A 23,651-nucleotide genomic window follows, 5' to 3' on the forward strand; every position below is an offset into this window, starting at 1 on the left:
ATTTTGTGCAATCGCCAAAAGGCGATTATAATTAAGTTGTTGATAATAAATGCTAATGTTTTTGTTTTTCTTGCTTTAGAGCTTCAATTGAAATATTACCAATTGCGTGTATATTGACGCTATATAAAGTTAAGAATAGCAATTTAGTTCGACGGGTAGTCTGCAACGGCAGAAAAATAAATATACCGCCAGAGCTAGAGAAAGTTGCACAGTGGGCGCGTAATGCGCACTACGTTTAATTGAAAAGGTTTCGAACATGAAAAGTCGTCGAATGTTCTGGCAAATTGCAGAAAAAATAAAGGCGTTAATTGCATCAGGTCTTTACCCACCAGGAACGCGTTTACCCGCCGAGCGAGAGTTAGCTGAGACATTTGATGTAAGCCGTCCGACGATCCGAGAGGCTATTATTGCCCTTGAAGTACTTCAGCATGTTGAAGTGAAGACGGGGTCTGGCGTTTACGTACTCGATAAGCCAAAAGACAAAGAAGACGCTACCACAGAACAAATAAGTGCATTCGAGCTGACTCAAGCAAGAGCACTTGTAGAAGGTGAAGCGGCTGCTTTAGCTGCATTGTCGATTACTGATGAAGAGCTTTCTGCCCTTGAGAAGACATTAGAAGCAATGAAAACCGGGGTAAATGCGGAAGAAGCTGACCGTGATTTTCATATCATTATCTCACGTGCCACGCGCAATAAAGCCATACTGTTGGCAGTAAATAAGTTCTGGTCGTTACGAGACTCACAGCCTCAAATCATTCAAGCTTACAGCACGGTTTGTAGTCAGTCTGACCAAGATAGACTGGAAGAGCACTATGAAATCTTCGAAAGCTTAAAGGCTAGAAATTCACAGGCCGCGAGAGCTGCTATGCATGCTCACTTCAATCGCTTAATCGACGCGCTGTTTGCGGCGAGCGAGGCGCAGGCGCTAGAAGAAGTGAGAAAGAAAAGCAGTCAAACTCGCGATCTTTATTCATTAAGCCATTTGCGTACTAACTAAGCCATTAGCGCGCAAAATGAGCCATTAGCGCGCAAAATGAGCCATTAGCGCGCAAAATGAGCCATCAGCGCACAAAATAAGCCATTAGCGTACGAACAAAGCCATTACCGTACAAAATATGCCATTTGGGAACGGACTTCTCCGTTCCACCTCATATCAGTGGTTGCTAGCTACCATGTTCATTCTCAATTGAATAAAAGCTGGCAACTGCACTCTCTGCTTCATTTGCAGAATTGTTTACGTGATATACACCTACCTTGAAATACAGATATTGATCATCTTCATCGTAACCACTATTTCCAATATTTAAAGAACGGGTGACGTCAGACTTTCCTTCTCTTGAAATCGTTGCGGTGAGCGTGTCACCTTCAACGTCAATAACGTAGGTAAAACGCTCATTAAGTGCTATGCCATCAGTGGGGTTGGTTGCATCACTGTCTCGTGAGCCGATCATTTCTACCCATATTTCTTCTTTGTCACCGTTCTCTGTTGCCACTGCTCTGCGTTCGTGGGCAAAGTAGATAGCGCCTAAGTTATTATTAGGCAACTTGCGGTAGTACAGGCGTATTGGCTCGTCATCGTTAGCATGTATTTGACCTATGATCACGCGGCCTACCTGGAAATTCTCGCCTGTAGTGGTAACTTCGTTTACCGCCATCTCCACCCGTAAACGACCATTCACGCCGCCTGCAGCATCTTGATTTGCCTGAGAGGCGGAGGAGAGTACCCAGTTGTTTTTATTAACGCCTTGGGTCTTAATACTGGTATCGCCGCGTCGCAACATTTCACGTAACTCAACGCGAACATAATTGGTGTTTAAAGAGGTTTTAAAACCGACTGTAGGAGAGCGCATTACTAACGCGCCATCGTTACCTACATAGAAATATTCGGAGTTGGTATACCCCTGCTGAAGCCTAGTTTCGCCTATGTTATCTGCTGTACCAGAATCATCACTGTCTGTTGGAATGCTTAAATACCAGTCTTGTAAATCGATACCCGTAGTGGAAGTAAGTGCAGATGAAATTTCACCGTCGCCTTCAGTGCAATTGAATACCTGAAGCTCAACTATTGCGTTATCGTCATTAACAGAGTTTCCAAAAGTGGTAATGCGAATATGGCGAGTCGTTACAAGCGCTGGTAATGAATAAAGCTCGAAACCCGCAAGCTGTGTATTTGAGTTGATATTTGATCGCTGTGTATTCCAGCTTTCACCATCTAGTGAGGTTTCAATAGAAAAGCGATAAGCGCGAGCTTCGCTGTCATACCACTTAATTTGAAGCGCACCGAGTTGTTGTTCGCTATCAAATGAAAGCACGAGCGCAGAATTTGTGCCTGTTGATTGCCAGCGAGAGGCGTTAGAGGTATCGCCGTCGATAGCTTTAGATGCATTAAAAGGTGCTTTTTCTTCTGTCGCCGATGCGCTTAACCCTGTTAATGGTAACGCGCTACATGCTTCCGTCTCATTTGTTGGAGGAGTGGGAGACGGTGTTGGCGCAGAGCTATCGTCTGGTAAAGGCGTTTGCGAGGTTGTGGACGATGAAGAAGAGCCACAGCCATTTAGCGAAGTAAGCGTTAGTAAAACAAGCAATAAGCGAAACATATGCATTCCTTACTGGCGTTGAAGAAAAAAAGGGCCCATATTTGGGCCCCAATTACTCACAGTGAAACCCTGATTAATAGCGGAATTGCACGCCAGCGAAGACTCTTTGACCGTATACATTAATTTCTGCAAAGTTGTCTTGGGTTGGGCGATACTGGCGTCTGGGCTCATCAAAGATATTGATAGCCTCTAGACTAAACTTCCAATTCTTATTCAGGCGATAAGACACACGCGCCTCAAATACTTCCGTATCGTCTATGAATCGAATAGCGCCAGGCGTATTAACAAACTGCTGGAAGTAGTTGCTTCTGTACTTGTAGTTAATAGATGCGCTTAAGTCTTCCCATTGATAATAGAGCTGCGTAGAAATAACGTGCTCTGAAAAACCGAACAGGTTAGCTGGTGCAACAATGCCCGTACGCGAAATTAAATCACCCGAGCTAGGGTCGATAACTGTTGATTCGCCGAAGCTCTCATCTTGAAATTCAAAATTCGAGTCTGCGTAGTTGTAGCTAAGCTTTATACCAAAACCACTTAACCAGCTATCTAGGTATGAAAATGAGTGTGTAGCGGTAATTTCAGCACCATAGATGGTGCTGGTATCGTCGCTAGTTTGAGGCGCAGTAACGATGGTTTCTAACTCTTCACCATCAACTTCGAAAATTTCGGTTTGAGACGTGTTTGAGAATCCACCTTCAAAGCTTTTGTAATACAAACCAAGCGCAAGGATAGTATCTTCGTTTGGATACCACTCAATAGCGGTGTCTACATTCCAAGATAGGAAAGGTTCAAGTACCGGGTTACCTACTGCCACTGCGCGCGCAAGTGCATCAGATATCTCGCCAGTGTCGCTGTCTTCGTCTAGGCCTAAGAAGTTTCGGCCAAAGCCTAAGTCTGATGGATCTGGGCGTGACAGGCCGCGATAAATAGCGCCGCGAAACATAACCTCATCCGAGAGGTCTACGATTAAATTGAAGCTTGGAAGTAACTCGGTGTAATCACCGCCCCCTTCTACTTGAATGAGTTCGTCAGTAATAGGGGCAATACCTGTAATTAGGCCGTTTTCATCGCGTGTAGCCTGTAAGGGTCCCCGATATGACAGAGACGATACTTCTGTTCTTACAATGCGAAGACCAAAGTTGCCGCGTACACCATAATCATTTATGAAAGTGTCGTAGTCTGCCTGCAGATAGGCCGCGATGGTTTTCTCTTCAACGTCAACAGCTGCAATATCTTGTCTATCTGAATCATCAACCGTTGGGAAGGCGTTAGCGATTGTTAGCACCTCTCCCGCATCATTGGTCACTGTGCCAAGCAATGTCTCTGCTAAACAGATTGGATCGAACGTAGCGAAAGAGTTACCTGTTCCTGCGCTTATTACGTTACCTTCACTATCAACGTTGGTGAAAAGTGGTGCGCCTCCAGTCTCATCGTCAAAGAAGCCTGATTCAGGAAATGCGTTGTTTCGGCAAGCATCATTAGCCATAGCTGCCGCTTCATCACTAAATGTTACCTCTGTTCGGTTGTTAGTACCACTGCCACCAGGTACGCTGTCGTATTCTAACTTAGATAGCCTAACACCACCTTTTACACCAATGATAAATTCAGAGTCTGGTATGTAGTCGAAGTCAGCGCGTACCGCTGAAATCTTGTTATTTCTAAATTGGTTTAGATCTAGGCGTGTTCTTGCTTCATCAGCAAAAGCACCGTGGTAGTTAACGTCGAAGTCTTGAAGTGTCCATGTAGGTACAAGAGAACCGTTGGCAAATATCTGTGCTGCAGTTCTTACTTCACCGTTACCATCGGCTCCCAGTACATCATTACCGTAGATGTCTACATCTTCCGACTGCAGTCTGGTTTGAATAATATTTTCGCGTCGTTCAGTTTCAGAGGTAGATAGGTCAAGAGATATGCTTAGTCTATCGTTTACCGTATAGTCGAAACGTAAGCCTCCTCCAGTGTACTCTTCAAGGCGTTCTGCAAATTGGCTGTTTGTTTCAATGTTTTGCGTAGCTGTAAATTGTCTTAGTGCACCGTTAGAGGTAGCCACAAGGTCAAAGGGAAGTCTTTCTGACGCTGGTGTGGTATAGCCATCAATGTGGTTTACTTCGGCAAAGACGAGGTCGTTTCTTACTTCACTAAAGGTTCTATCTGAAAGCTGTACGTCGGCATTTACCTCTAGCTTGTTATTAGGGCGCCACTGGATAGCACCGAAGAATGATTCTCTATCGTCGTCGGTAACGTTTTGTCTAAACGAGTTTTGTGAGCGAGAAAAGATAAACGGCTCCGAAGCATCAGGCGCTGCGCCGGTACCATCAGTAATTAAATTTAGCGCGCCGCCGTTATCTTCACAGTCTGTGCGGCTGCTGTTAATTCCGTCACCAAATGCTGGTGAAACTCTGCATGCATCCCAACTCGTTCCTGTTCGAGCTTCCTGTTCGGGGTTGGTCGTTACGTTCTTTTGATAGCCTACAGATATACCTATGTCGCCGAATCGTTCAGTTTCAAATTGGTCCACAAAGCTACTGGTAATACGCTGGCCAAAGTCGCGAATAGGGTCTTCTAAATCTGTATTGTCTGGATTCCAGTTACCTTTATATTCAAACTGAAAGCGGCGTTTACCGAAATCTAATGGTTTGATGGTATCTAAATGTATTTGACCTGAAACACCGCCTTCAATCAGCTCAGCAGACTGTGTTTTATAAATCGCAACTTTATTAAAAAGCTCTGATGGAAATTGAGAGAAGTTTACAGAGCGGTCACCACTGCCGTTCGCTGCTTCACGACCGTTCATTACCGTACTGCCTAGATAAGGGCCAAGGCCTCGAATTGAAATTTCCGTTGCACCGCCTTGCTCTCTGTGAGAAGACGCGCCAGTAAGGGTTTCTAATGCCTCACCAATAGACAAAGCAGGCAGGTCGCCAATGTCGTCAGCAGAGATACCATCAACAATTTCAGTTGATTCACGCTTTATCGAGATAGAGCTTTGAATAGTACCTCGAATACCTTTAACTTCGATAATTTCGGTTGTTTCTTCATCGGCAGCATCTGCTTCTTGCGCTGAAACTGGGGCGCTCATAAGCAGACCTGCAGAGCACGCAGCATAAACCAGAGCTGGGCTGAAGTATTTGGCGCGAATGGCGTGTACGAACGGATTTGGTTTTCTCTGATTTATCATCGTGGCTTCCATAATGCTGTGTCTTTTGTTTTGTAGGGCTTTCAGCAATTTATTTGGTTATTAAATCTAACCAAAACGCATATCTGTTATTACCAATTTGTCTCATGGTGTAAAGCCAATGCTAAGGGTTTGTTTACGTATTGGCAACAAATTTACAAGAAAATAATTAAAATTGTCATTATTTCGCTTATCTATGAGACGGATAGCCAAAAGATGTAGATCGTGCTTTTATCTGCTAAAAGGCTATTAAATATATATAAATCAATCCATTAATGTTTTGGTGTTCAGTGGTTACTGGTTCTCGATGTCAAAAAAATGTTATCAGTTTGTTTTTCTGGTGGTAATAATAAATTCTTTGTGGTTACATACCAATAACTATTTTGGTTGTATATATTGGTAAGGTTGGTTTTCTCTATTGGTAAGTTTTTGGCAGTGGGGTTTATCAGCATCAAAGAAAATAAGCAGCGAGAGTAATAATGAAAAAAATAAGTATTTTAACGCTTAGCGCCTTAAGCCTAGGGCTTGCGGGTTGCGGTGGTGATGATGGTGCTACAAACCAGCCTGGTGCCTTATCTCTTTCTGGAACGGCTAAGGAAGGAGAGACGTTAACTGCATCAGTCAGTGACCCTGACGGTATTGATCAAAACACAGTGGTGTTTACGTGGTTTGCAGATGGTACACCAATAGCAGATGCAACCGATGCTTCTTACACGCTTACGGTAAATGAAGCTGGTACACGTATTCGTGTAGCGGTTACGTACGTCGACCTGGGCAACACGCGTGAAGGTTTTACTACAGAAGAAACCGAGGTGGTAGAAGCGCTGCCTGTTAACTTTGAGGGTGTTATTACCGTTTCAGGCTCTACAACGGTAGGGCAAACGTTAACGGCAGACATAACAGACGATAATGGTTTGTCTGGCACCGTAACTTACAGCTGGGCCTCAGACGGCGCTGTTATCGAAGGAGCAGTATCTAATTCGCTTGAGCTTGTTGAGTCTTACGAAGGAACTGCCATTACGGCTATGGCTTCATATGTTGACGATAGTGGATTTGACGAATCAATTACCTCTGAGCCTACTGAAGCTATTGCACCAGTACCGGCTGATAATGAAACTGGCTCGCTTGATGACCCAATTACTGGTGAGCTAACAGTAGGTGCCACGCTTACTGCACCTACCCCTGTTGATGCCAATGGCGTTTCAGGTGAAATTAGTTACCAGTGGCAATCGCGTAACGTTGGCGAAGATTTGTCTGCAGCGGTCAATATCGATGGTGCAACAGAAGCAACATTAGTCGTAACAGACGCTGACTTAGGCAAAGTGCTTTCAGTTAACGTATCTTATATCGATGATGCAAACTATGAAGAAAACCTGTCGAAAAGTGCAGATGACCAGATATTTACGTTTTATGTGCAAGGTGAAGTGTCGCTCACTGCAGCGCTAGCTAACGCGCAAGAAGGCGATTCAATTGGTATCGCGGATGTATTAAATACCAGTGATACTGCAGATGATTATGAAGATATGGCGGAGCTTTCTATCGCACAAAATAATCTTCTTATTAAACGGGTAGCTGAGACTAACGCGGTCATTTCAGGCACTACGTGTATTGCATTCAGTTCGTCAGTCAGCGGTGTAGTATTAGACGGTCTTGTGTTCGAAGAGCTAGTGATACCCGTTGCGGGGAGCTGCGGCGAAGGCCGAGGCTCAATTGACCTAAACGGCTCTGGCAATACCATTAAAAACTCTAGTTTCTTGAGCGACTCAGGTGCTACGCGACCTAATTTAGGTTCAAGTGACGAGTCTCACTACATCACGGTTAGTGGTACCGACAATATTATTGAACGTAACTTATTTACTGGTAAAAGCGTTAACGAAGCTGAAGAAGGCTCTGCTATTAGCATGTTCCTAGGTGTCGGTGACACGCCTAACTCATTGGGCGATCATCAGCGTAACATTGTTCAATACAATCTGTTCAAAGACTTCCTACCTACCACTATTGACGGTGATGGAGAATTTGATACGGACTCAGGTAGCCACGCTGTTCAGGTTGGTCGCTCTGGTAGTGGCGATGGCGCGGGTCGCGGCGAACATGTGGTTCAATATAACCGTTTCGATCGCGTACTTGTGGATCGTGGTCTTATTATTGTTCAAGGTGGCGGTAATAGTATTCATGCCAACACGATTGTAAACTCTTGGGGGAATGTCGAGTTGCGAAATGGCTATGGTAATACCGTGTCGCAAAATATCATTATCTCAAGCGGAGAACCTTATACGGCAACCGTTGGCGGAGTAGAAGGTACTAATAATAAAGACGGTGGTATTGCTTTCACGCCTTTAGGCCATGCAATTACCGACAACTTTGTTGCTAACATCATTACTAATTCTTCAGACCGCGCAGCACTGCATATCGATTCTGATTATATCGACAGCGGTAACTCATCTACGCAAACACTGATTGATGCAGGCCTTGATTTAAATACGGTTATTGCTCGTAACACGATATTAAATACAACTAACGCCATTCAGTTTGAAGATGATTCTTCTCGCGACGGCGCAGAAAACTGTACTAATCTTGATTACACCTTGGACTTCGACAGTAACCTTATTGCTAATCAAAGCGCAGACAACAACATCTTCGGCACGGCTTCTGGTGCTGGTGCTACAGCGATTAAGCAAGATGAATATCCTGCTCATGGTTGTGCATTAGATAACGATTCTGACTATGATAATAACCATATTTATGCTCAAACCGTTGCTGATTTAACACCGATAATGCCAAAGCGCGATAACACATCTTTGGTTGATGGTGTTGATGGCAACATATTGGCTGACACTTCAGAAGACGGTGCAAGCTTGAGTGAACCCACTGCGAATAAGTTAGTGGAAGGTACGGGTAGCGATGCCGGTATTGGTGCAGCGCTGGACGACCTTATCTTTATTGAAGAAAATATGGTTGGGCCTTATTCAACGTGGGAAGCACCGGCTCAGAGTAACTAAAAAAATCAACTAAACAAATTAACTAGGCAAGGCAGTTTGGTATATCAGTTAAGCGAGTATTGAAGCTGTAGCCTTTTCGCCAACAAGTATTTTTGTCGGTAAGATAAACAAAGATGCCCCAATAAATGGGGCATTTTTTATATATTCACAATCGCAGTCAATAACAAAGGCTCTTCTAGTTCTCTTCTGGTGTACTTTCTGTCACCGTAAGTTCAGTAAAGGTTACTCGCGTGTAGTCACCATTTTTTTCATCTTCTTCCCAATTACCCGTGCCTAAACAGGCCGGATACCAGAATGCGGGGTCGTCTTTTGTGCTGCACTGGTTATAGGCGCCAGCTTTGAAGTAGTTCCAATCAAGGGTATAACCGTAGGGATGATCGTATTTATCTACCTGTCCATACGCATCAACGGCATTGGCAAGGTTAATGGAATACTCAATGGTTTCATGATTTTTTGACTCGAACCTAAGGTGCATGATATCGCCATGAACGTTCACGGTGTAGCTGAACGTCTCATCAAGCTTAATGCCTTGAGCGCCAGGGTCGGTACTGTCAGTCCACAGGTTACCCCAAACAGGATAGGCAATGTCTTTGCGTTTTGGGTCGCTTTTAGGAAGGTTTCGCTCATAGGTCCAAAATACCGAGCCGGTTTCGTGTTCAGGCCATTTTTTAAAATATATTTTTAGCGGTTCATTGCCCCAGCCAAAGCCTTTTACTTTCTTTTTCCATTTAGTTGCGTGAATTTGGCCTACAACCACAGAATATGCTGGTGGTTTCTCGGGATACTTAGCTCTTAGCGCTACGTGATTCACTTTCAATGTGGCCTGCATTTTTCCACCCACACGGGCAAAGCGTCGCGCTATGGGGTTACTGGCAACGGTAAAGCTATTTTCTGCTGACTGTGTTTTAACTGACTTATTGTTGCCACGCAGCATGTGGCGCAGTTCGCTTCGCGTATTTGTAGAGTTCTTTGTAGTTAATGCTTTGTTAGGGCTGGTGAACACTAATCCACCTTCGTTATTCAAATAGAAAAACGAAGGATGCGTAAAAGATTGAAGGTCTTCAACAGAAATGTTGTCAGCTTTTCCATCGTTGTTACCGTCTGCAGGTAACGTTAAATACCACTCACTTAAATCGTACTTTTGTGCAGGCAGCGCGAGGTCTTCTGCCCATACTGGACTTGTGGTTGCTAATGCAGTGGCGAGTACAGTAGAGAATGTACTAGAGATAACAAGCCAGCGCTTTTGGGTTGGCAAAATTGCTTTCATAAACAGGCCTTATTATGTAATTAATGCTGTAAACGTAGGGCTGCGGTCGCATAGCATAGGTTAATGTTTCCGCAACCTCATAGTAACAATATTGCCATTGGTTTACCAATGTGTTCAATTTGGTTTTACATTTTATGGTTATTGGTAAGTTTTGCGGTGGGTTTGCTAGTAGATTTAGATTAAGGGGTAATAAAAAAGCCAGATAGCAATGCTAACTGGCTTTTAAAAAAACGATGGTTAACAACAATGTTCTGTTAACAGTCCACAATAAAGGCTTTTCAATGAGCCTTTTTTATTGACCTTTGATTTCGCTACGGCCTTTGTAAGTAGCAGCGTCACCTAGTGCTTCTTCAATACGAAGTAACTGGTTGTACTTAGCAACACGGTCAGAACGGCATAGTGAACCCGTTTTGATTTGGCCCGCTGCTGTACCTACTGCTAGGTCGGCAATAGTGGCGTCTTCAGTTTCACCTGAACGATGAGAAATAACCGCTGTGAAGCCCGCATCTTTCGCCATCTTAATAGCGTTAAGGGTTTCAGTTAGTGAACCGATTTGGTTGAACTTGATAAGGATTGAGTTACCAATACCGTTATCAATACCGCGCTTAAGAATTTTAGTGTTAGTTACAAACAAGTCGTCACCAACTAGCTGTACTTTGTCGCCAATCTTCTTAGTTAGGCTTGCCCAGCCGTCCCAGTCGCTTTCGTCCAGGCCGTCTTCAATAGATACAATTGGGTATTGTGAAGAAAGGTCAGCAAGGTAATCGCCAAACGCTTCTGAATCGAAGCTCTTGTCTTCACCAGATAGTACGTATTTGCCTTCTTTATAGAATTCAGACGCCGCGCAGTCTAGTGCAAGGGTGATGTCTTCATTCATTTTATAGCCAGCGTTTTCAACGGCTTCTACGATTACTGCAAGCGCTTCAGCGTTTGAACTTAGGTTAGGGGCAAAACCACCTTCGTCACCAACTGCTGTATTAAGACCTTTAGCAGACAGTACTTTCTTAAGAGCGTGGAAGATTTCTGCACCCATACGTAGTGCTTCTTTGAAGCTCTTCGCGCCAACTGGCTGTACCATGAACTCTTGAATGTCTACGTTGTTGTCAGCGTGCTCACCACCGTTGATGATGTTCATCATAGGTACTGGCATAGAGTATTGGCCAGATGTACCGTTTAGGTCTGCAATGTGCTCGTAAAGCGCTACGCCTTTTTCCGCCGCAGCCGCTTTAGCTACAGCAAGAGAAACTGCAAGAATTGCGTTCGCACCAAGGGTTTCTTTGTTTTCTGTGCCATCAAGGTCAATCATGATGCCGTCGATATCAGCTTGCGCTAGTGCGTCTTTACCGATAAGCGCTGGCGCGATGGTATCGTTAACTGCTGCAACTGCCTTTGTTACACCTTTACCTAGGTAACGAGACTTGTCGCCGTCGCGTAGCTCTAGTGCTTCGCGGCTACCAGTAGATGCACCAGATGGTGCTGCAGCACGGCCCATTACGCCTGATTCTAAGTATACATCTGCTTCTACGGTAGGGTTTCCGCGTGAATCTAAGATTTCGCGTCCGATAATGCGACTAATTTTCGCCATGTTTTTTCCTCAACAATTGAATGGGGTGCAACGGGAGAGAGCACCCCTTTTATTAGAAATTAGTGATTTTCTTTCTGGTATTTTCCTGCCGCAGCAACGAAACCAGTGAATAATGGGTGTCCATCCCGAGGAGTTGATGTGAACTCAGGGTGGAATTGGCCCGCAATGAACCAAGGATGATCAGGGATTTCCACCACTTCTACAAGTCGCTTGTCAGTGGACAAACCACTTACCTTTAATCCAGCGGCTTCGATTTGGTCACGCAGGTTGTTGTTCACTTCGTAACGGTGACGGTGACGCTCATAAATTTCGGCATTACCATACATCTCATGAACTTTTGTACCTTCAATAAGGTGACATAGCTGACTACCTAGACGCATGGTACCGCCAAGATCTGAGTTTTCTGTGCGAGTTTCAGTTGTTCCTGCAGCATCTAACCACTCAGTGATAAGGCCGACTACAGGGTAAGGGGTTTCAGAGTCGAACTCTGTGCTGTTCGCGTTTTCCATACCCGCAACATTACGAGCGAATTCGATAAGTGCTACCTGCATACCTAAGCAAATGCCAAGATAAGGGACTTTGTTTTCACGAGCATAACGCGCAGCAGCAATTTTGCCTTCTATACCGCGCTCACCAAAGCCACCAGGTACTAAGATAGCATCAAGTTGTTCTAGAATTTGGGTACCTTTGCTTTCCACGTCTTGTGAGTCAATGTGGTGGATGTTCACAGTTAGACGGTTTTTAAGGCCAGCATGCTTAAGCGCTTCGTTTACAGACTTATAAGCGTCAGGTAGCTCAACATATTTGCCTACCATGCCAATGTTAACTTCTGCAGTAGGGTTAGACTCAGCGTAAAGTACTTGTTCCCACTCAGATAAGTCGGCTTCTTCACACTCAAGACCGAAGCGGTCTACAACTAGCTGATCCATGCCTTGTGCTTTAAGTGCAGCAGGGATGCGGTAAATGCTGTCTACGTCTTTCAAAGAAATAACGGCTTTGTCAGCAACGTTTGTGAATAGAGCGATTTTCGAGCGCTCACTAGCCGGCAATGCACCTACTGAACGACAAACGAGAATGTCTGGTTGAATACCAATTGAGCGAAGCTCTTTTACCGAGTGCTGCGTAGGCTTAGTTTTTACTTCACCTGATGCTGGCATATAAGGTACAAGCGTTAGGTGCATGAACATAGCGCGTTCACGGCCTACTTCGGTACCTAGCTGACGAATTGCTTCCAAGAAAGGTTGTGACTCAATGTCACCTACGGTTCCGCCCACTTCAACAATAGCTACGTCGTGACCTTCAGCTCCTTCAATTACGCGGCGCTTAATTTCATTGGTGATATGAGGGATAACCTGAATAGTTGCACCAAGGTAATCACCGCGACGCTCGCGCTTTAACACTTCTTCATATACACGGCCGGTAGTGAAGTTGTTGCGCTTGGTCATGCGGGTGCGAATAAAACGCTCATAGTGACCAAGATCAAGGTCGGTCTCAGCGCCGTCATCGGTAACAAATACTTCACCATGCTGGATAGGGCTCATAGTGCCTGGGTCGACATTGATGTAAGGGTCGAGTTTTAACATGGTTACGGTGAGACCGCGAGCTTCCAGAATTGCGGCCAACGATGCTGCAGCAATACCTTTACCTAGCGATGAAACTACACCACCGGTGACGAAAATATAATTTGTCATGCGAAACCTAGAACGTTTGGGTTGTATGGTAAATATAGGCTGAGTTTAGAACAAAACCAGCTACACTTTGGACGGGGCGATAGTATACGCAAATTCATGTGGGCAGACAATCAATTTGCCCACATGATGCGCAATTTATACGCGCTTAAGCTTGCTTTAAGATTGGCTCAGGCGCTTAAGTGTGTAGATAAGGTCTAGCGCTTGGCGCGGTGATAGCTCATCGGGTGACAAGTTTTCAAGGGCTTCTACTACCGGGTGTGGCTTATCAGGGAACAGCATTTCAGCTTGGCCTTTGGTATTTGATGTAACTTTACCTGATGCGCTTGTTTTATTTCCACCTTTTACCGAGCTCTTCGCTACAAAAGCTTCATCGTTGGCGTTCTCTGATCCATTTTCCGTGCTGGTCATAAGGTGTGATGATTCCAACACCGCAAGCTTCTGTTGCGCCGCTTTTATTACCACCTTAGGTACGCCTGCAAGTTGGGCAACTTGTAAACCAAAGCTTTTGCTCGCCGCGCCTTCTGATACGGTGTGCATGAAGCGTATGGTATCTTCAAACTCCATCGCGTCTAAGTGCACATTCACTACGCCACTTTGGGTTTCTGGAAGTTCAGTTAGTTCAAAGTAATGCGTGGCAAAAAGCGTATAAGCATTCAGCTGCTTTGCTAAATAACTTGCGCATGCCCACGCCAGTGACAATCCGTCATAGGTACTGGTACCACGGCCTATTTCATCCATCAATACCAGTGAGTTTTCTGTGGCATTGTTTAGAATGTTCGCCGTTTCTGTCATCTCAACCATAAAGGTAGAGCGACCAGAGGCTAAATCGTCTGATGCACCGATACGGGTAAAGATACGGTCAAGTTTTCCTATGTGGGCGTTTTCAGCAGGTACAAAGCTACCAATACAGGCTAGTAACGCAATCAACGCTGTTTGGCGCATGTAAGTTGATTTACCGCCCATGTTCGGGCCAGTAATAATTAGCATGCGGCGCTCGGTATCTAGCTGTAGCGGGTTGGCAATGAAGGGGTCTTTCATTACATTCTCAACCACAGGGTGGCGGCCGGCATCATAAGTAAGCGCACATTCTTGACTCAAGTGAGGTCGATACCAATCAAGGGAGACTGCGCGTTCGGCAAAACAGCACAGCACGTCGAGCTTGGCTAGAGCCGCGGCAGTTTCAATTAAGTTGTTTAAGTGTGGCGCAAAGTTGTCGAATAAGGCTTCGTAAAGCTGCTTTTCAAGAGCAAGTGCAGCACCCTGACTGCTTAGCACTTTATCTTCGTGCTCTTTAAGTTCTGGCGTTATATAACGTTCAGTGTTTTTAAGGGTTTGTCTTCGAATGTATTCAGCGGGCGCCAATGCACTGTTGGCCCGGCTAATTTCAATAAAGAACCCGTGAACTTTGTTATAGCCCACTTTTAGCGTAGAAATGCCGGTGCGCTCGCGCTCACGTTGTTCCATAGCGTCTAAGTAGTCGGTAGCTCCTTGTGATAGCTTGCGCAATTCATCAAGTTCGGCGTTGTAGCCCTCGGCAATTACGCCGCCATCGCGTATTACCACTGGTGGGTTATCGATAATGGCATCATTTAACAGGGCTTGAAGTTCAGGGTAAGTGCCAATGGTTTCGCTAATACTTCGGATTTGCCCTGTGTCGAACCGAGCTAGAGCATCTTGTAAATCAGGCAGTGCATTAAAGGCATTTTTTAGGCGAGCAAAGTCACGTGGTCGCGCTGAACGAAGGGCTAAGCGCGCCATAATACGTTCTATATCACCAATGTGTTTGAGCGCGGTGCGAATATCTTCAGGGTCGTCATTAATAAACGTTTCAACAGCATCTAAGCGGCTGTGCAGTTCATGCTGGTCGGTTAAAGGCGAGTGAATAACCCGCTGTAGCATACGACTACCCATGGCCGTAGTGGTGGTATCCATCACGCTGAACAGCGTATTTTCCTGTCCGCCCGACAAATTATGGGTAAGTTCTAGGTTTCTGCGGGTGGCAGCATCAAGCTGCACGCGGCTGTCTTGCTGTTCGGTCTGAATGCGGCGAATGTGAGGCAGAGCAGTACGCTGGGTATCCTTTACATATTGTAAAACGCAGCCCGCTGCGCCTAAGCCTTTAGTGACGCCTTTTATTCCAAAGCCATCTAATGTTTTGGTTTCAAACTGTGCGTTTAATTGCTCTGTGGCGGTATCAATGTCGAATTCCCATTCAGGACGGCGTCTAAGTCCTTTGCGGTTTTCAACCAATGCTAAGCTTTCAAATCCTTCAGGATAGAGCAGTTCAGCTGGGTTAATGCGCTGAATTTCAGCAAGTAGGCTTTCATCGCTGTCACATTCAAACACAACAAAACGACCGCTTGTAACATCTAGGGTTGCCAGCCCATAGTGCATACTGTGACCACAAACGGCGGCCAGAATATTGTCGCGACGTTCTTCTAACAGCGCTTCGTCGGTGACTGTACCGGGCGTAACAATACGCTGTACCGCACGTTCAACAGGGCCTTTACTGGTGGCTGGGTCGCCTACCTGTTCACAAATGGCTACTGACTCGCCCATTTTCACTAAGCGTGACAGATAGCTTTCTACCGCATGATAAGGCACACCAGCCATAGGAATAGGTTCACCACCAGATTTTCCTCTGGCTGTTAATGAGATATCCAGTAATTCAGCAGCTTTTTTGGCATCGTCGTAAAACAACTCATAAAAGTCGCCCATGCGATAAAACAGTAAAATATTCGGATGCTGCGCCTTAATAGTCAGGTATTGGCGCATCATAGGAGTATGTGATTCCAAAAAATGCCTCTGCGAATTTGTTGCTGGGTTTAATGCCTGTTGAGGGGAATAAATGATAAACTCACGCCCACTAAGATCAAGCGAAGATCTGATAAAGCACAACAGGTGTAATTAGGGATATCCAAATGAGCACAACATTTTCAACTGATTCGACAGCAAACGCCACCCCTTTAACGCTTGATAGCGCATTATCTGCGCAAGTTCAGGTGTTAGGTGACGCACTAAGGGAAAAAGGTTGGACTGTATCAAGCGCTGAGTCGTGTACAGGCGGAGGAGTCGCTTTTGCTTTTACCAGTGTGGCTGGCAGTTCTGATTGGTTTAACCAATCCTGGGTGACGTACTCAAACGACGCAAAGCAAAGCATACTGGGCGTAACAGAGCAGACGCTAAAAGAGTACGGCGCGGTGTCGAAGCAAACGGTAATTGAAATGGCAGACGGCGTGCGCCGTAATAGCGGAGCGCAACTTGTTGTAACGGTTAGTGGCATTGCCGGTCCTGGCGGTGGTAGCAAAGAAAAACCAGTGGGCACGGTATGGTTCGGCTTTTTATGTGGAGAACACGAAGCGCAAATTAAACAGGTGTTTAGCGGCAATCGCGACGAAGTACGTCAACACGCTATTAGCTTTGCGATTACTCACTTAGTTAAAATGTTGAGTGAAAATTAAAAACACCGGTTGAAACTGTATGCTTGTACAGTATAGAATATGATCATTATTTGGTAATTTCATACAAGATATGGAAAACACCAATACAAAATTTAACCGCAAATCCTAGAGGATACATACGTGGACGATAACAAATCAAAAGCTTTAACCGCCGCAGTTGGCCAAATTGAAAAGCAATTTGGTAAAGGCGCAATCATGCGCTTAGGCGATAACCAAGCCATGGATATTGAAGCGATTTCTACTGGCTCTCTTACCATTGATATCGCTCTAGGTATAGGCGGTTTGCCATGTGGACGTGTTGTCGAAATCTACGGCCCTGAATCGTCAGGTAAAACCACGCTAACACTTCAAGTTATTGCTGAAGCGCAGCGCAAGGGTAAAACCTGTGCCTTCGTTGATGCGGAACACGCCCTTGACCCGGTATATGCTGAAAAACTAGGCGTAAACATCGACGAACTATTGGTATCTCAGCCTGATACTGGTGAGCAAGCGCTAGAAATTTGCGACATGCTTGTACGTTCAGGTGCGGTAGATGTTGTTATTGTTGACTCGGTAGCGGCGCTTACACCTAAAGCTGAAATTGAAGGTGACATGGGTGATTCTCACGTTGGTCTTCAGGCGCGCCTAATGTCGCAAGCGTTGCGTAAGCTTACTGCAAACATCAAGCGTTCAAATACACTGTGTATCTTCATTAACCAAATTCGTATGAAGATTGGTGTTATGTTTGGTAACCCAGAAACTACAACCGGTGGTAACGCGCTTAAGTTCTACTCTTCTGTTCGTCTAGATATTCGCCGTATTGGCGCAGTGAAAGAAGGCGACGAGGTAGTCGGTAACGAAACTCGCGTTAAGGTAGTGAAGAACAAAGTTGCACCTCCGTTTAAGCAAGCTGAATTTATGATCCGCTACGGCGAAGGTATCAGCAAAGAAGCTGAGCTTATCGACCTTGGTGTTAAGCAAAAGCTAGTTGATAAAGCGGGTGCTTGGTATAGCTACAAGGGCGACCGCATTGGTCAAGGTAAAGCGAACGTAATGAAGTTCTTGAAAGAGAACCCTGAGATCGCAAACGAGATTGAAACCAAGATCCGCCAAGAACTTTTGCTTTCTAAAACAATGAAAGCAGAGGAAGCGGTACCTCAGCAAGAAGACGATGTGCTTCCTGAGTAAAATTAGCGCTTAACCGCATATTAAGAACCCACCGCTTGGTGGGTTTTTTTATGGCTTCATCAAAGGGTATATTAAGAAATATTTACTAACACTTAATGCAAGGCTGAAACTTGTACAACAAATAAAAACAAGGAATGCTGTAATAAATATTTGTAAGTACAGACTACTAGGATGCAATGGCCATTACTGCCAAAGCTGGTTAGTACGCTAAAACAATTTTAAACAAATAGAACGGCATAATTTGCGGCTACAGCAAAGCAAGCCTACAACAATAATGAACGGTGCTACTGTTCACATGTGAGAAGAGGGAAGGGAAATGATTGAAATATCAGGCCTTGCTAAGCGTTTTGAGGTGGAGAACCCAAAAAAGCTTAGCGAACAGGAAAAAAAGGACCCGCGATTAAAAGGGCGCTATTTCCAGTCGGTAAGGGATGTGTCGTTTACTTGCGAAAAAGGACAGGTGCTTGGGCTGTTAGGGCCAAATGGAGCTGGCAAAACAACCACACTTCGCATGCTTTCAACAGCACTAAAGCCTGATAGCGGAAAAGTTATCATTGGTGGTGAGGATGTGCTTTCTAACCCTAATATTGCCCGTAAAAAAATTGGCTTTTTATCTAGCTCAACGGGCCTTTATGGTCGTTTGAGTGGCCGAGAGAATATTAGCTACTTCGGTGAGTTGCACGGTATTCCAAAAAATGTGATTAACGCGCGTATTGAAGAGTTAGCTGATTTACTCGATATGCAAACCTTCCTTGATAGACGTGCCGAGAATTTCTCATCAGGGATGAAGCAAAAAGTTTCTATTGCTCGCGCTGTTATACACGAGCCTGAACTAGTGGTGCTTGATGAACCTACTACCGGCCTTGATATTATGGCAACCAGTACCGTGATGGAATTCATTCAACGCCTTAAAGATAAAGGTACCCCGGTTATTTTCTCTACTCACCACCTTGATGAGGTGCAAACCCTTTGCGACAAGGTGACCGTGATTAACCAAGGTGAAACGGTATTTAACGATTCGCTAGCTGCCTTTAGCGCTTTGTCTGGTAATGACCGGGCTGGCGGGCAAATGCATAAGAGCTTCCTAAAAACACTATCAATGGATTCTGAGGAGATGGGTAATGTGGTTAATCTTTAAAAAGGAATTCAAAGAACTATTACGGGATAAGAAAACCATCATATTCATGATTGGTTTACCGCTTTTATTATTCCCAGCTATTTTCGGTGTCGCGTTCTTTTTCATGAGTTCAGCGGCGGACAAAGCGGAAAATAAAGTACTGAAATACGCGATAGTGGGTGAAGCGTATGCGCCAGCAATTGTTCAGTCTTTTAACGACGCATCAGATAAATTCGAATCGGTTGCGATTGGCGATGAGACTGACTACGCTAAACTCATCAAAAACGAAACATTAGATTTTGTTTTGGTTATTCCCGAAACCTTTGATAGCGATGTTTTGCGTTCAGGTCAGCATAAAATTGAGCTTTATCTCAACGATGCTGGTCTAAATAAGGTGATGGGGCGCGTATCCGACATCATTGATGAATATACCGATGCATTCCAACAAACCGCTTTTGCGCAGCTTAATCTAGATGAAACTCAGCAAGAGGCCTTGCTAAAGCCAATCAAGATAGAAAAGCAAAATGTCGCCGACGATCGCGAAGTGTGGGGTGAACGCTTAGGCGGTATGCTGCCGTATTTCATTTTTATCTTGTGCCTTCAAGGCGCTATGGCCCCAGCGGCTGACTTAGGTGCAGGTGAGAAAGAGCGTGGTACATTAGAAACACTACTTATATCGCCGATGGACCGTCATAAGCTGGTACTGGGTAAATTCTTTACTATCGCTACTGCGGGCATAATTACTGCGCTTATTACCGTGTCTTCCATGGCAATATGGGGACTGGTGTTATCGCAAGGCATGGCCGTTGAGTTTGTGGTTAAGATCATGTCGATGATTGGTCTTGTGGACTTCCTGCTGATCTTCCTGATGTTAGTGCCGGTAGTAGCAGTGTTCGCCGCTATCCTACTATCACTTTCAATTTATGCTCGCTCGTTTAAAGAGGCGCAAAGCTACATGGGGTCGTTAATTATGGTGGTTATTTTCCCTGTAATTATAGCTATGATGCCGGGTGTAGAGCTTAAAGGCGGCTGGGTTTGGGTACCGCTGACAAACGTTGCCCTAGCGATGAAAGAGCTGTTCAAAGGTACCATGGACTACTTTGCGCTCTTTGGCATATTTACGTCTACCGCAGTGATTGCAACCGGATTAATTTTCTTCTGTATCCATTGGTTTAACAAAGAAAAAGTGTTGTTCAGATAACAGCTGTGATTTGAGTATTTTCTCAAACATATCAATGCTATGACGAAAGCCGTTTGGTGTTTGTTAAGGCTCCCCGAACAGTCGGATTACCCACCTGTTCGGGGAAGTTCAAACAACCCAAACGGCTTTTTTAACGTCTATTTTGGATAAGTCAAAATAAAGCTCGCTCCACCTAAAGCACTTGGCTTTACGCTTGCGGTGCCTTTATGCCAGTATTGAATTCGCTGTACAATGGCAAGCCCCAAACCTGCACCACCAGAGTAGCGGACACGGCTATTGTCGGGTCGGTAAAAAGGTTCGAATATACGCTCTGCTAAACTCGGAGCTACACCGTCGCCGTCATCACTCACTGAAATAGTAATGGTATCTGGAGTTGACTGAATTTCGATTGCTACTTTACTGTGCGCATGTCGAATGGCATTGGTAAGGAGGTTAGACACAGCTCGCTCCACAAAATGGCCATCCCCTCGTAGTACTACGTTTTCTCCTATGACCGCTAACGCCTTGTCAGTTGTCAAAGATAGACGCTCGATTAGGTTTTCGCAGAGTTCCTTGGCAGGAATATCTGAGATGCTAAGCTCAGGTGTAATGGCATCGTACTGAGTGTAGTCCAGCATTTCTTGTACTAAGCCTTCTAGCTCATCGATATCAGCAAGGATCCCATTCCAGGCTTCACTATTTGGATCGGGGTTCATTTCCAGTGCAAACTTTAATCTAGCGATAGGGGTTCTAAATTCATGTGCCACAGCGCCGGTCAATTCTCTTTGATCTCGAAGCAAACCGTGCACGCGCTCACTCAGTAAGTTAAGCCTGTTGGCGATAGGCTGCATAATCGAACGTTTTTTGAGTGAAATAGAAAGTTGCTCTGTCTCATGTCCTAGATGACTGACTTCGCGGGTAATATGTGAGAGATCACGCCATAATGGCCATAACCAGACCGCCATTGCTAAACCAAGTAAAACTAGAAAGACAAAAAGGTAAACAATCAGGTAAGGCGTTGATACTTTTTCGTAGGGCAACGTAAGTGCTATAAACTCCTTATTGCCGATGGGCGCGTAAATATATTTGGCTTGTTCGTCGAACAGCGTTATCGATCGGTTATTGGATATTGCGGCTCGCTCGGCGTCTGACCAGCCAACCGAGCCAATGGGCTTGATTTCATAGTTTACGCCTGTCGAGTGTAACCTTTCTTTTAGTGATGATCTATCTGAGACAACGAGAGGCAACATTGCCTCTAAAATTTGTGCTTCTTTGGTTTGTTCGTAATTTTCGTTAGGTAATACTAGCTCTAATGTGCTGCTAATCAGTACCAGCGCGATAGCTACAAAAAGGTAAAAACTGACAAACAAGCGCGTCATTTCTCTCCCCAAGCATCGCTTACAAAAAAGAAGCCTTTGCCCCATATTGTCTTGATGCGATAAGGGTTTTGAGGATCATCGGAGAGCTTTTTTCTAAGGCGAGATACACGTACGTCAGCTGACCTATCAAGACCATCGTACTCACGACCAATCAGTTTTCTATAAAGGGTAGTTCGGTCGACTAGCTGTGAAGCATTGTCAGCAAGTAAGCAGAGTAAATCGAATTCATGACTTGTCAGCGTAATAACGTTATCTGCAAGCGTCACTCGACGTGAGGCTTTATCAATAGAAAGCGAACCAAAACGCAACACATCGCTATTACTTTCTTGTGGTAACGCCGATATTGTTCGTCTTAATAATGCATTGATTCGCGCCAACAGCACGCGTGGCTCTACGGGTTTTACAACGTAGTCATCTGCACCAATTTCAAGCCCTATCACTTGGTCAAAGTCTTCATTTTTTGCAGTCATAAAAAGAAGCGGACCCGTATAGAATTGTCTTAACTGGCTACACAGAGCAAAGCCGTCTTCACCTGGCAGCATGACATCAAGTATGACTATATCTGGTATAACAGTTTTTACTAACTCAACAAGACCTTCACCGCATGCTAGTCTAGAAACGTTAAAGCCGTTGCGTTCGAGGTACTCAACGACCAATGCCGCTAAACGTTCGTCATCTTCTACTAATACTAAGTTTTTCATTAGAACAAACTCCACGGGTTTCTTACACGCCGCCGGTGTGTAGAGGCTTTTCGATATTTCACCTTAAGCATAACTGAGGGGGCTTTTCCGTCATCTCCACTTTTAAGAGTGAGTGTAGAGTCTGCCTCCAATTCTAACCTATACTTAGTGGGAAGCTGATCGGGTAACCAACAACCTAATAGGCGATTGTTTATGTGCAAACATTGCTCACTCGAACTCATTTCCGGGTAGGTCAGAGTGATAGGTAATATGCAAACTTCACCTTTTTGAGAGGCAATACACTCGCTTGGAAATACAGAAAAAAACGCGGGGCTTTTTTCTACTGAGAACGTAGGTAGGCATGGCAGTAAAAGGGCGGTTAGCAGCAGAATACGCATCACGTCACCCTAAAACCGGTAGCCAACGCCAAAGAACATATTGGTAACATGGCGCCTTGATACCAATGGGCTATCAGTCATCCCACTGCCCAATGTCGTAAATTGAATTGTGCTACTTGCGCCATACCACAGTGTTTCATCATTAGTATCCCGCTGGCTTATACCGTAGTAGTAGTCAATTAAGTCACTACTTTTATAGGTAACAGAAAAGTGAGTAGTTAGAGCCCAATCTTGCCAATTAAAATTGTGCTGATATCGCCCTGTTGCACTAAAGCCATTATGAACACCAAGAGCATCATGAATGAAAGTAAACGACCACCTATCATTATCGTTAAACCAATTCGTGCGCAATCCTGCATCCAGTGACCAATCGCGTTGTGCGATATCGTTTATTGAAATATAACGAGGAGGATCTTCCTCACCATTCCCTGGGCTTGGCGTACCTGCACCATCGGTTGCACTATTTGTGGGTAAAAAGATATTACTGGGTTGCCAAAATGCGAAATAGGCGCGTTCGGTGTTGGCACGTAGGAAAACTTCGGTTGTTAAATCTTGTTTGGGCTGCCATTGATAACCAAACTCGCCGTTGTCGAAGTATGCATGTTCACCATACCAAGCAACGTCTGGCAATATTATTAGGGGAATAGCGTCGCCATCTACTAATGGGTTAGTGCGAGCCCCAGCACCGAAGGCCACGCCAATTGACCAGTTGTCTTCTTCAATACAAACGAGCTTGTTTTCACAGGCCGCTACTGAGGCATGATAAGCGCTCGCGAAAAACAAAATAAGTAAAAAGCGCGACAACACACAAAGTCCCTTTATCGAAATCGAGGTATCAAGATTACCAAACTGCTCAGTATGAAGCAGTACCCGATTACAAATTGTCACATTTATATTCAGTTTGGATCTGAATGATATGTAATGCGAATCTATTATGGATTTCAACGTTTCAACT

General features: G+C 44.8%; 16 protein-coding genes. 6 read left to right on the forward strand and 10 right to left on the reverse strand.

Annotated features, from left to right (window positions below):
* Positions 1-256 precede the first annotated feature (256 nt).
* A complete protein-coding gene (locus tag AWH61_RS01800) occupies positions 257-997 on the forward strand; it encodes a FadR/GntR family transcriptional regulator (protein ID WP_014948497.1) in 741 nt (246 codons plus the stop codon).
* 166 nt (positions 998-1,163) lie between these two features.
* Here AWH61_RS01800 and AWH61_RS01805 read toward each other — a convergent pair whose 3' ends face one another.
* Together AWH61_RS01805 and AWH61_RS01810 are read right to left on the reverse strand one after the other, a co-directional pair.
* Positions 1,164-2,597 (reverse strand): polysaccharide lyase family 7 protein, encoded by a 1,434-nt coding sequence (locus AWH61_RS01805; protein WP_075176074.1) that lies wholly within the window; start codon positions 2,595-2,597, stop codon positions 1,164-1,166.
* A 73-nt stretch (positions 2,598-2,670) separates the two neighbouring features.
* Positions 2,671-5,775, reverse strand: coding sequence for a TonB-dependent receptor (locus tag AWH61_RS01810; RefSeq protein ID WP_039224966.1), 3,105 nt, complete (start codon positions 5,773-5,775; stop codon positions 2,671-2,673).
* 476 nt (positions 5,776-6,251) lie between these two features.
* Here AWH61_RS01810 and AWH61_RS01815 point away from each other — a divergent pair, with 476 nt between their 5' ends.
* The gene (locus tag AWH61_RS01815) at positions 6,252-8,771 is read left to right on the forward strand and encodes a poly(beta-D-mannuronate) lyase (RefSeq protein WP_075176075.1); all 2,520 of its coding nucleotides are present in this window, start codon (positions 6,252-6,254) and stop codon (positions 8,769-8,771) included.
* Positions 8,772-8,946: 175 nt separating this feature from the next.
* On the opposite strand, the gene AWH61_RS01820 is transcribed toward AWH61_RS01815, so the two are convergent.
* From AWH61_RS01820 to mutS, 4 genes are all read right to left on the reverse strand, one after another.
* Complete coding sequence (locus AWH61_RS01820) at positions 8,947-10,038, reverse strand: polysaccharide lyase family 7 protein (RefSeq protein WP_075176076.1); 1,092 nt, start codon at positions 10,036-10,038, stop codon at positions 8,947-8,949.
* A 292-nt stretch (positions 10,039-10,330) separates the two neighbouring features.
* Positions 10,331-11,623, reverse strand: a complete 1,293-nt coding sequence (gene eno, locus AWH61_RS01825) for a phosphopyruvate hydratase (protein WP_014975823.1) — start codon at positions 11,621-11,623, stop codon at positions 10,331-10,333.
* A 59-nt stretch (positions 11,624-11,682) separates the two neighbouring features.
* The gene (gene pyrG / locus AWH61_RS01830; RefSeq protein WP_014978516.1) at positions 11,683-13,314 is read right to left on the reverse strand and encodes a CTP synthase; all 1,632 of its coding nucleotides are present in this window, start codon (positions 13,312-13,314) and stop codon (positions 11,683-11,685) included.
* 156 nt (positions 13,315-13,470) lie between these two features.
* Positions 13,471-16,092: a DNA mismatch repair protein MutS gene (gene mutS, locus AWH61_RS01835; protein ID WP_075176077.1), complete on the reverse strand. Its 2,622-nt coding sequence runs from the start codon at positions 16,090-16,092 to the stop codon at positions 13,471-13,473.
* Between the two features lie 143 nt (positions 16,093-16,235).
* Between mutS and AWH61_RS01840 the strand changes: the two genes are divergently transcribed.
* From AWH61_RS01840 to AWH61_RS01855, 4 genes are all read left to right on the forward strand, one after another.
* Positions 16,236-16,775 (forward strand): CinA family protein, encoded by a 540-nt coding sequence (locus AWH61_RS01840; protein ID WP_075176078.1) that lies wholly within the window; start codon positions 16,236-16,238, stop codon positions 16,773-16,775.
* 120 nt (positions 16,776-16,895) lie between these two features.
* Complete coding sequence (gene recA, locus AWH61_RS01845; protein ID WP_014948506.1) at positions 16,896-17,942, forward strand: recombinase RecA; 1,047 nt, start codon at positions 16,896-16,898, stop codon at positions 17,940-17,942.
* A gap of 316 nt (positions 17,943-18,258) precedes the next feature.
* Positions 18,259-19,080, forward strand: coding sequence for an ABC transporter ATP-binding protein (locus AWH61_RS01850; protein ID WP_075176079.1), 822 nt, complete (start codon positions 18,259-18,261; stop codon positions 19,078-19,080).
* Positions 19,064-20,260 carry an ABC transporter permease gene (locus AWH61_RS01855; RefSeq protein WP_014997519.1) on the forward strand — a complete coding sequence of 399 codons (1,197 nt, stop codon included), beginning with the start codon at positions 19,064-19,066 and terminating at the stop codon, positions 20,258-20,260. The genes AWH61_RS01850 and AWH61_RS01855 overlap by 17 nt, the downstream gene beginning before the upstream one ends.
* A gap of 137 nt (positions 20,261-20,397) precedes the next feature.
* Here AWH61_RS01855 and AWH61_RS01860 read toward each other — a convergent pair whose 3' ends face one another.
* The 4 genes from AWH61_RS01860 to AWH61_RS01870 are packed head-to-tail and all read right to left on the reverse strand — an operon-like array spanning position 20,398 to position 23,584.
* A complete protein-coding gene (locus tag AWH61_RS01860; protein ID WP_075176080.1) occupies positions 20,398-21,618 on the reverse strand; it encodes an ATP-binding protein in 1,221 nt (406 codons plus the stop codon).
* Positions 21,615-22,319, reverse strand: a complete 705-nt coding sequence (locus tag AWH61_RS01865) for a response regulator (protein ID WP_069943844.1) — start codon at positions 22,317-22,319, stop codon at positions 21,615-21,617. Before AWH61_RS01865 ends, AWH61_RS01860 begins: the two co-directional genes overlap by 4 nt.
* Positions 22,319-22,696: a DUF3019 domain-containing protein gene (locus AWH61_RS20340; RefSeq protein ID WP_110288382.1), complete on the reverse strand. Its 378-nt coding sequence runs from the start codon at positions 22,694-22,696 to the stop codon at positions 22,319-22,321. The genes AWH61_RS01865 and AWH61_RS20340 overlap by 1 nt, the downstream gene beginning before the upstream one ends.
* Before the next feature lie 9 nt (positions 22,697-22,705).
* Complete coding sequence (locus tag AWH61_RS01870; RefSeq protein ID WP_170870489.1) at positions 22,706-23,584, reverse strand: MipA/OmpV family protein; 879 nt, start codon at positions 23,582-23,584, stop codon at positions 22,706-22,708.
* Positions 23,585-23,651: the final 67 nt, after the last annotated feature.

The sequence above is a fragment of the Alteromonas sp. W12 genome, assembly GCF_001924945.1.
GTDB classification, from domain to species: domain Bacteria; phylum Pseudomonadota; class Gammaproteobacteria; order Enterobacterales; family Alteromonadaceae; genus Alteromonas; species Alteromonas macleodii.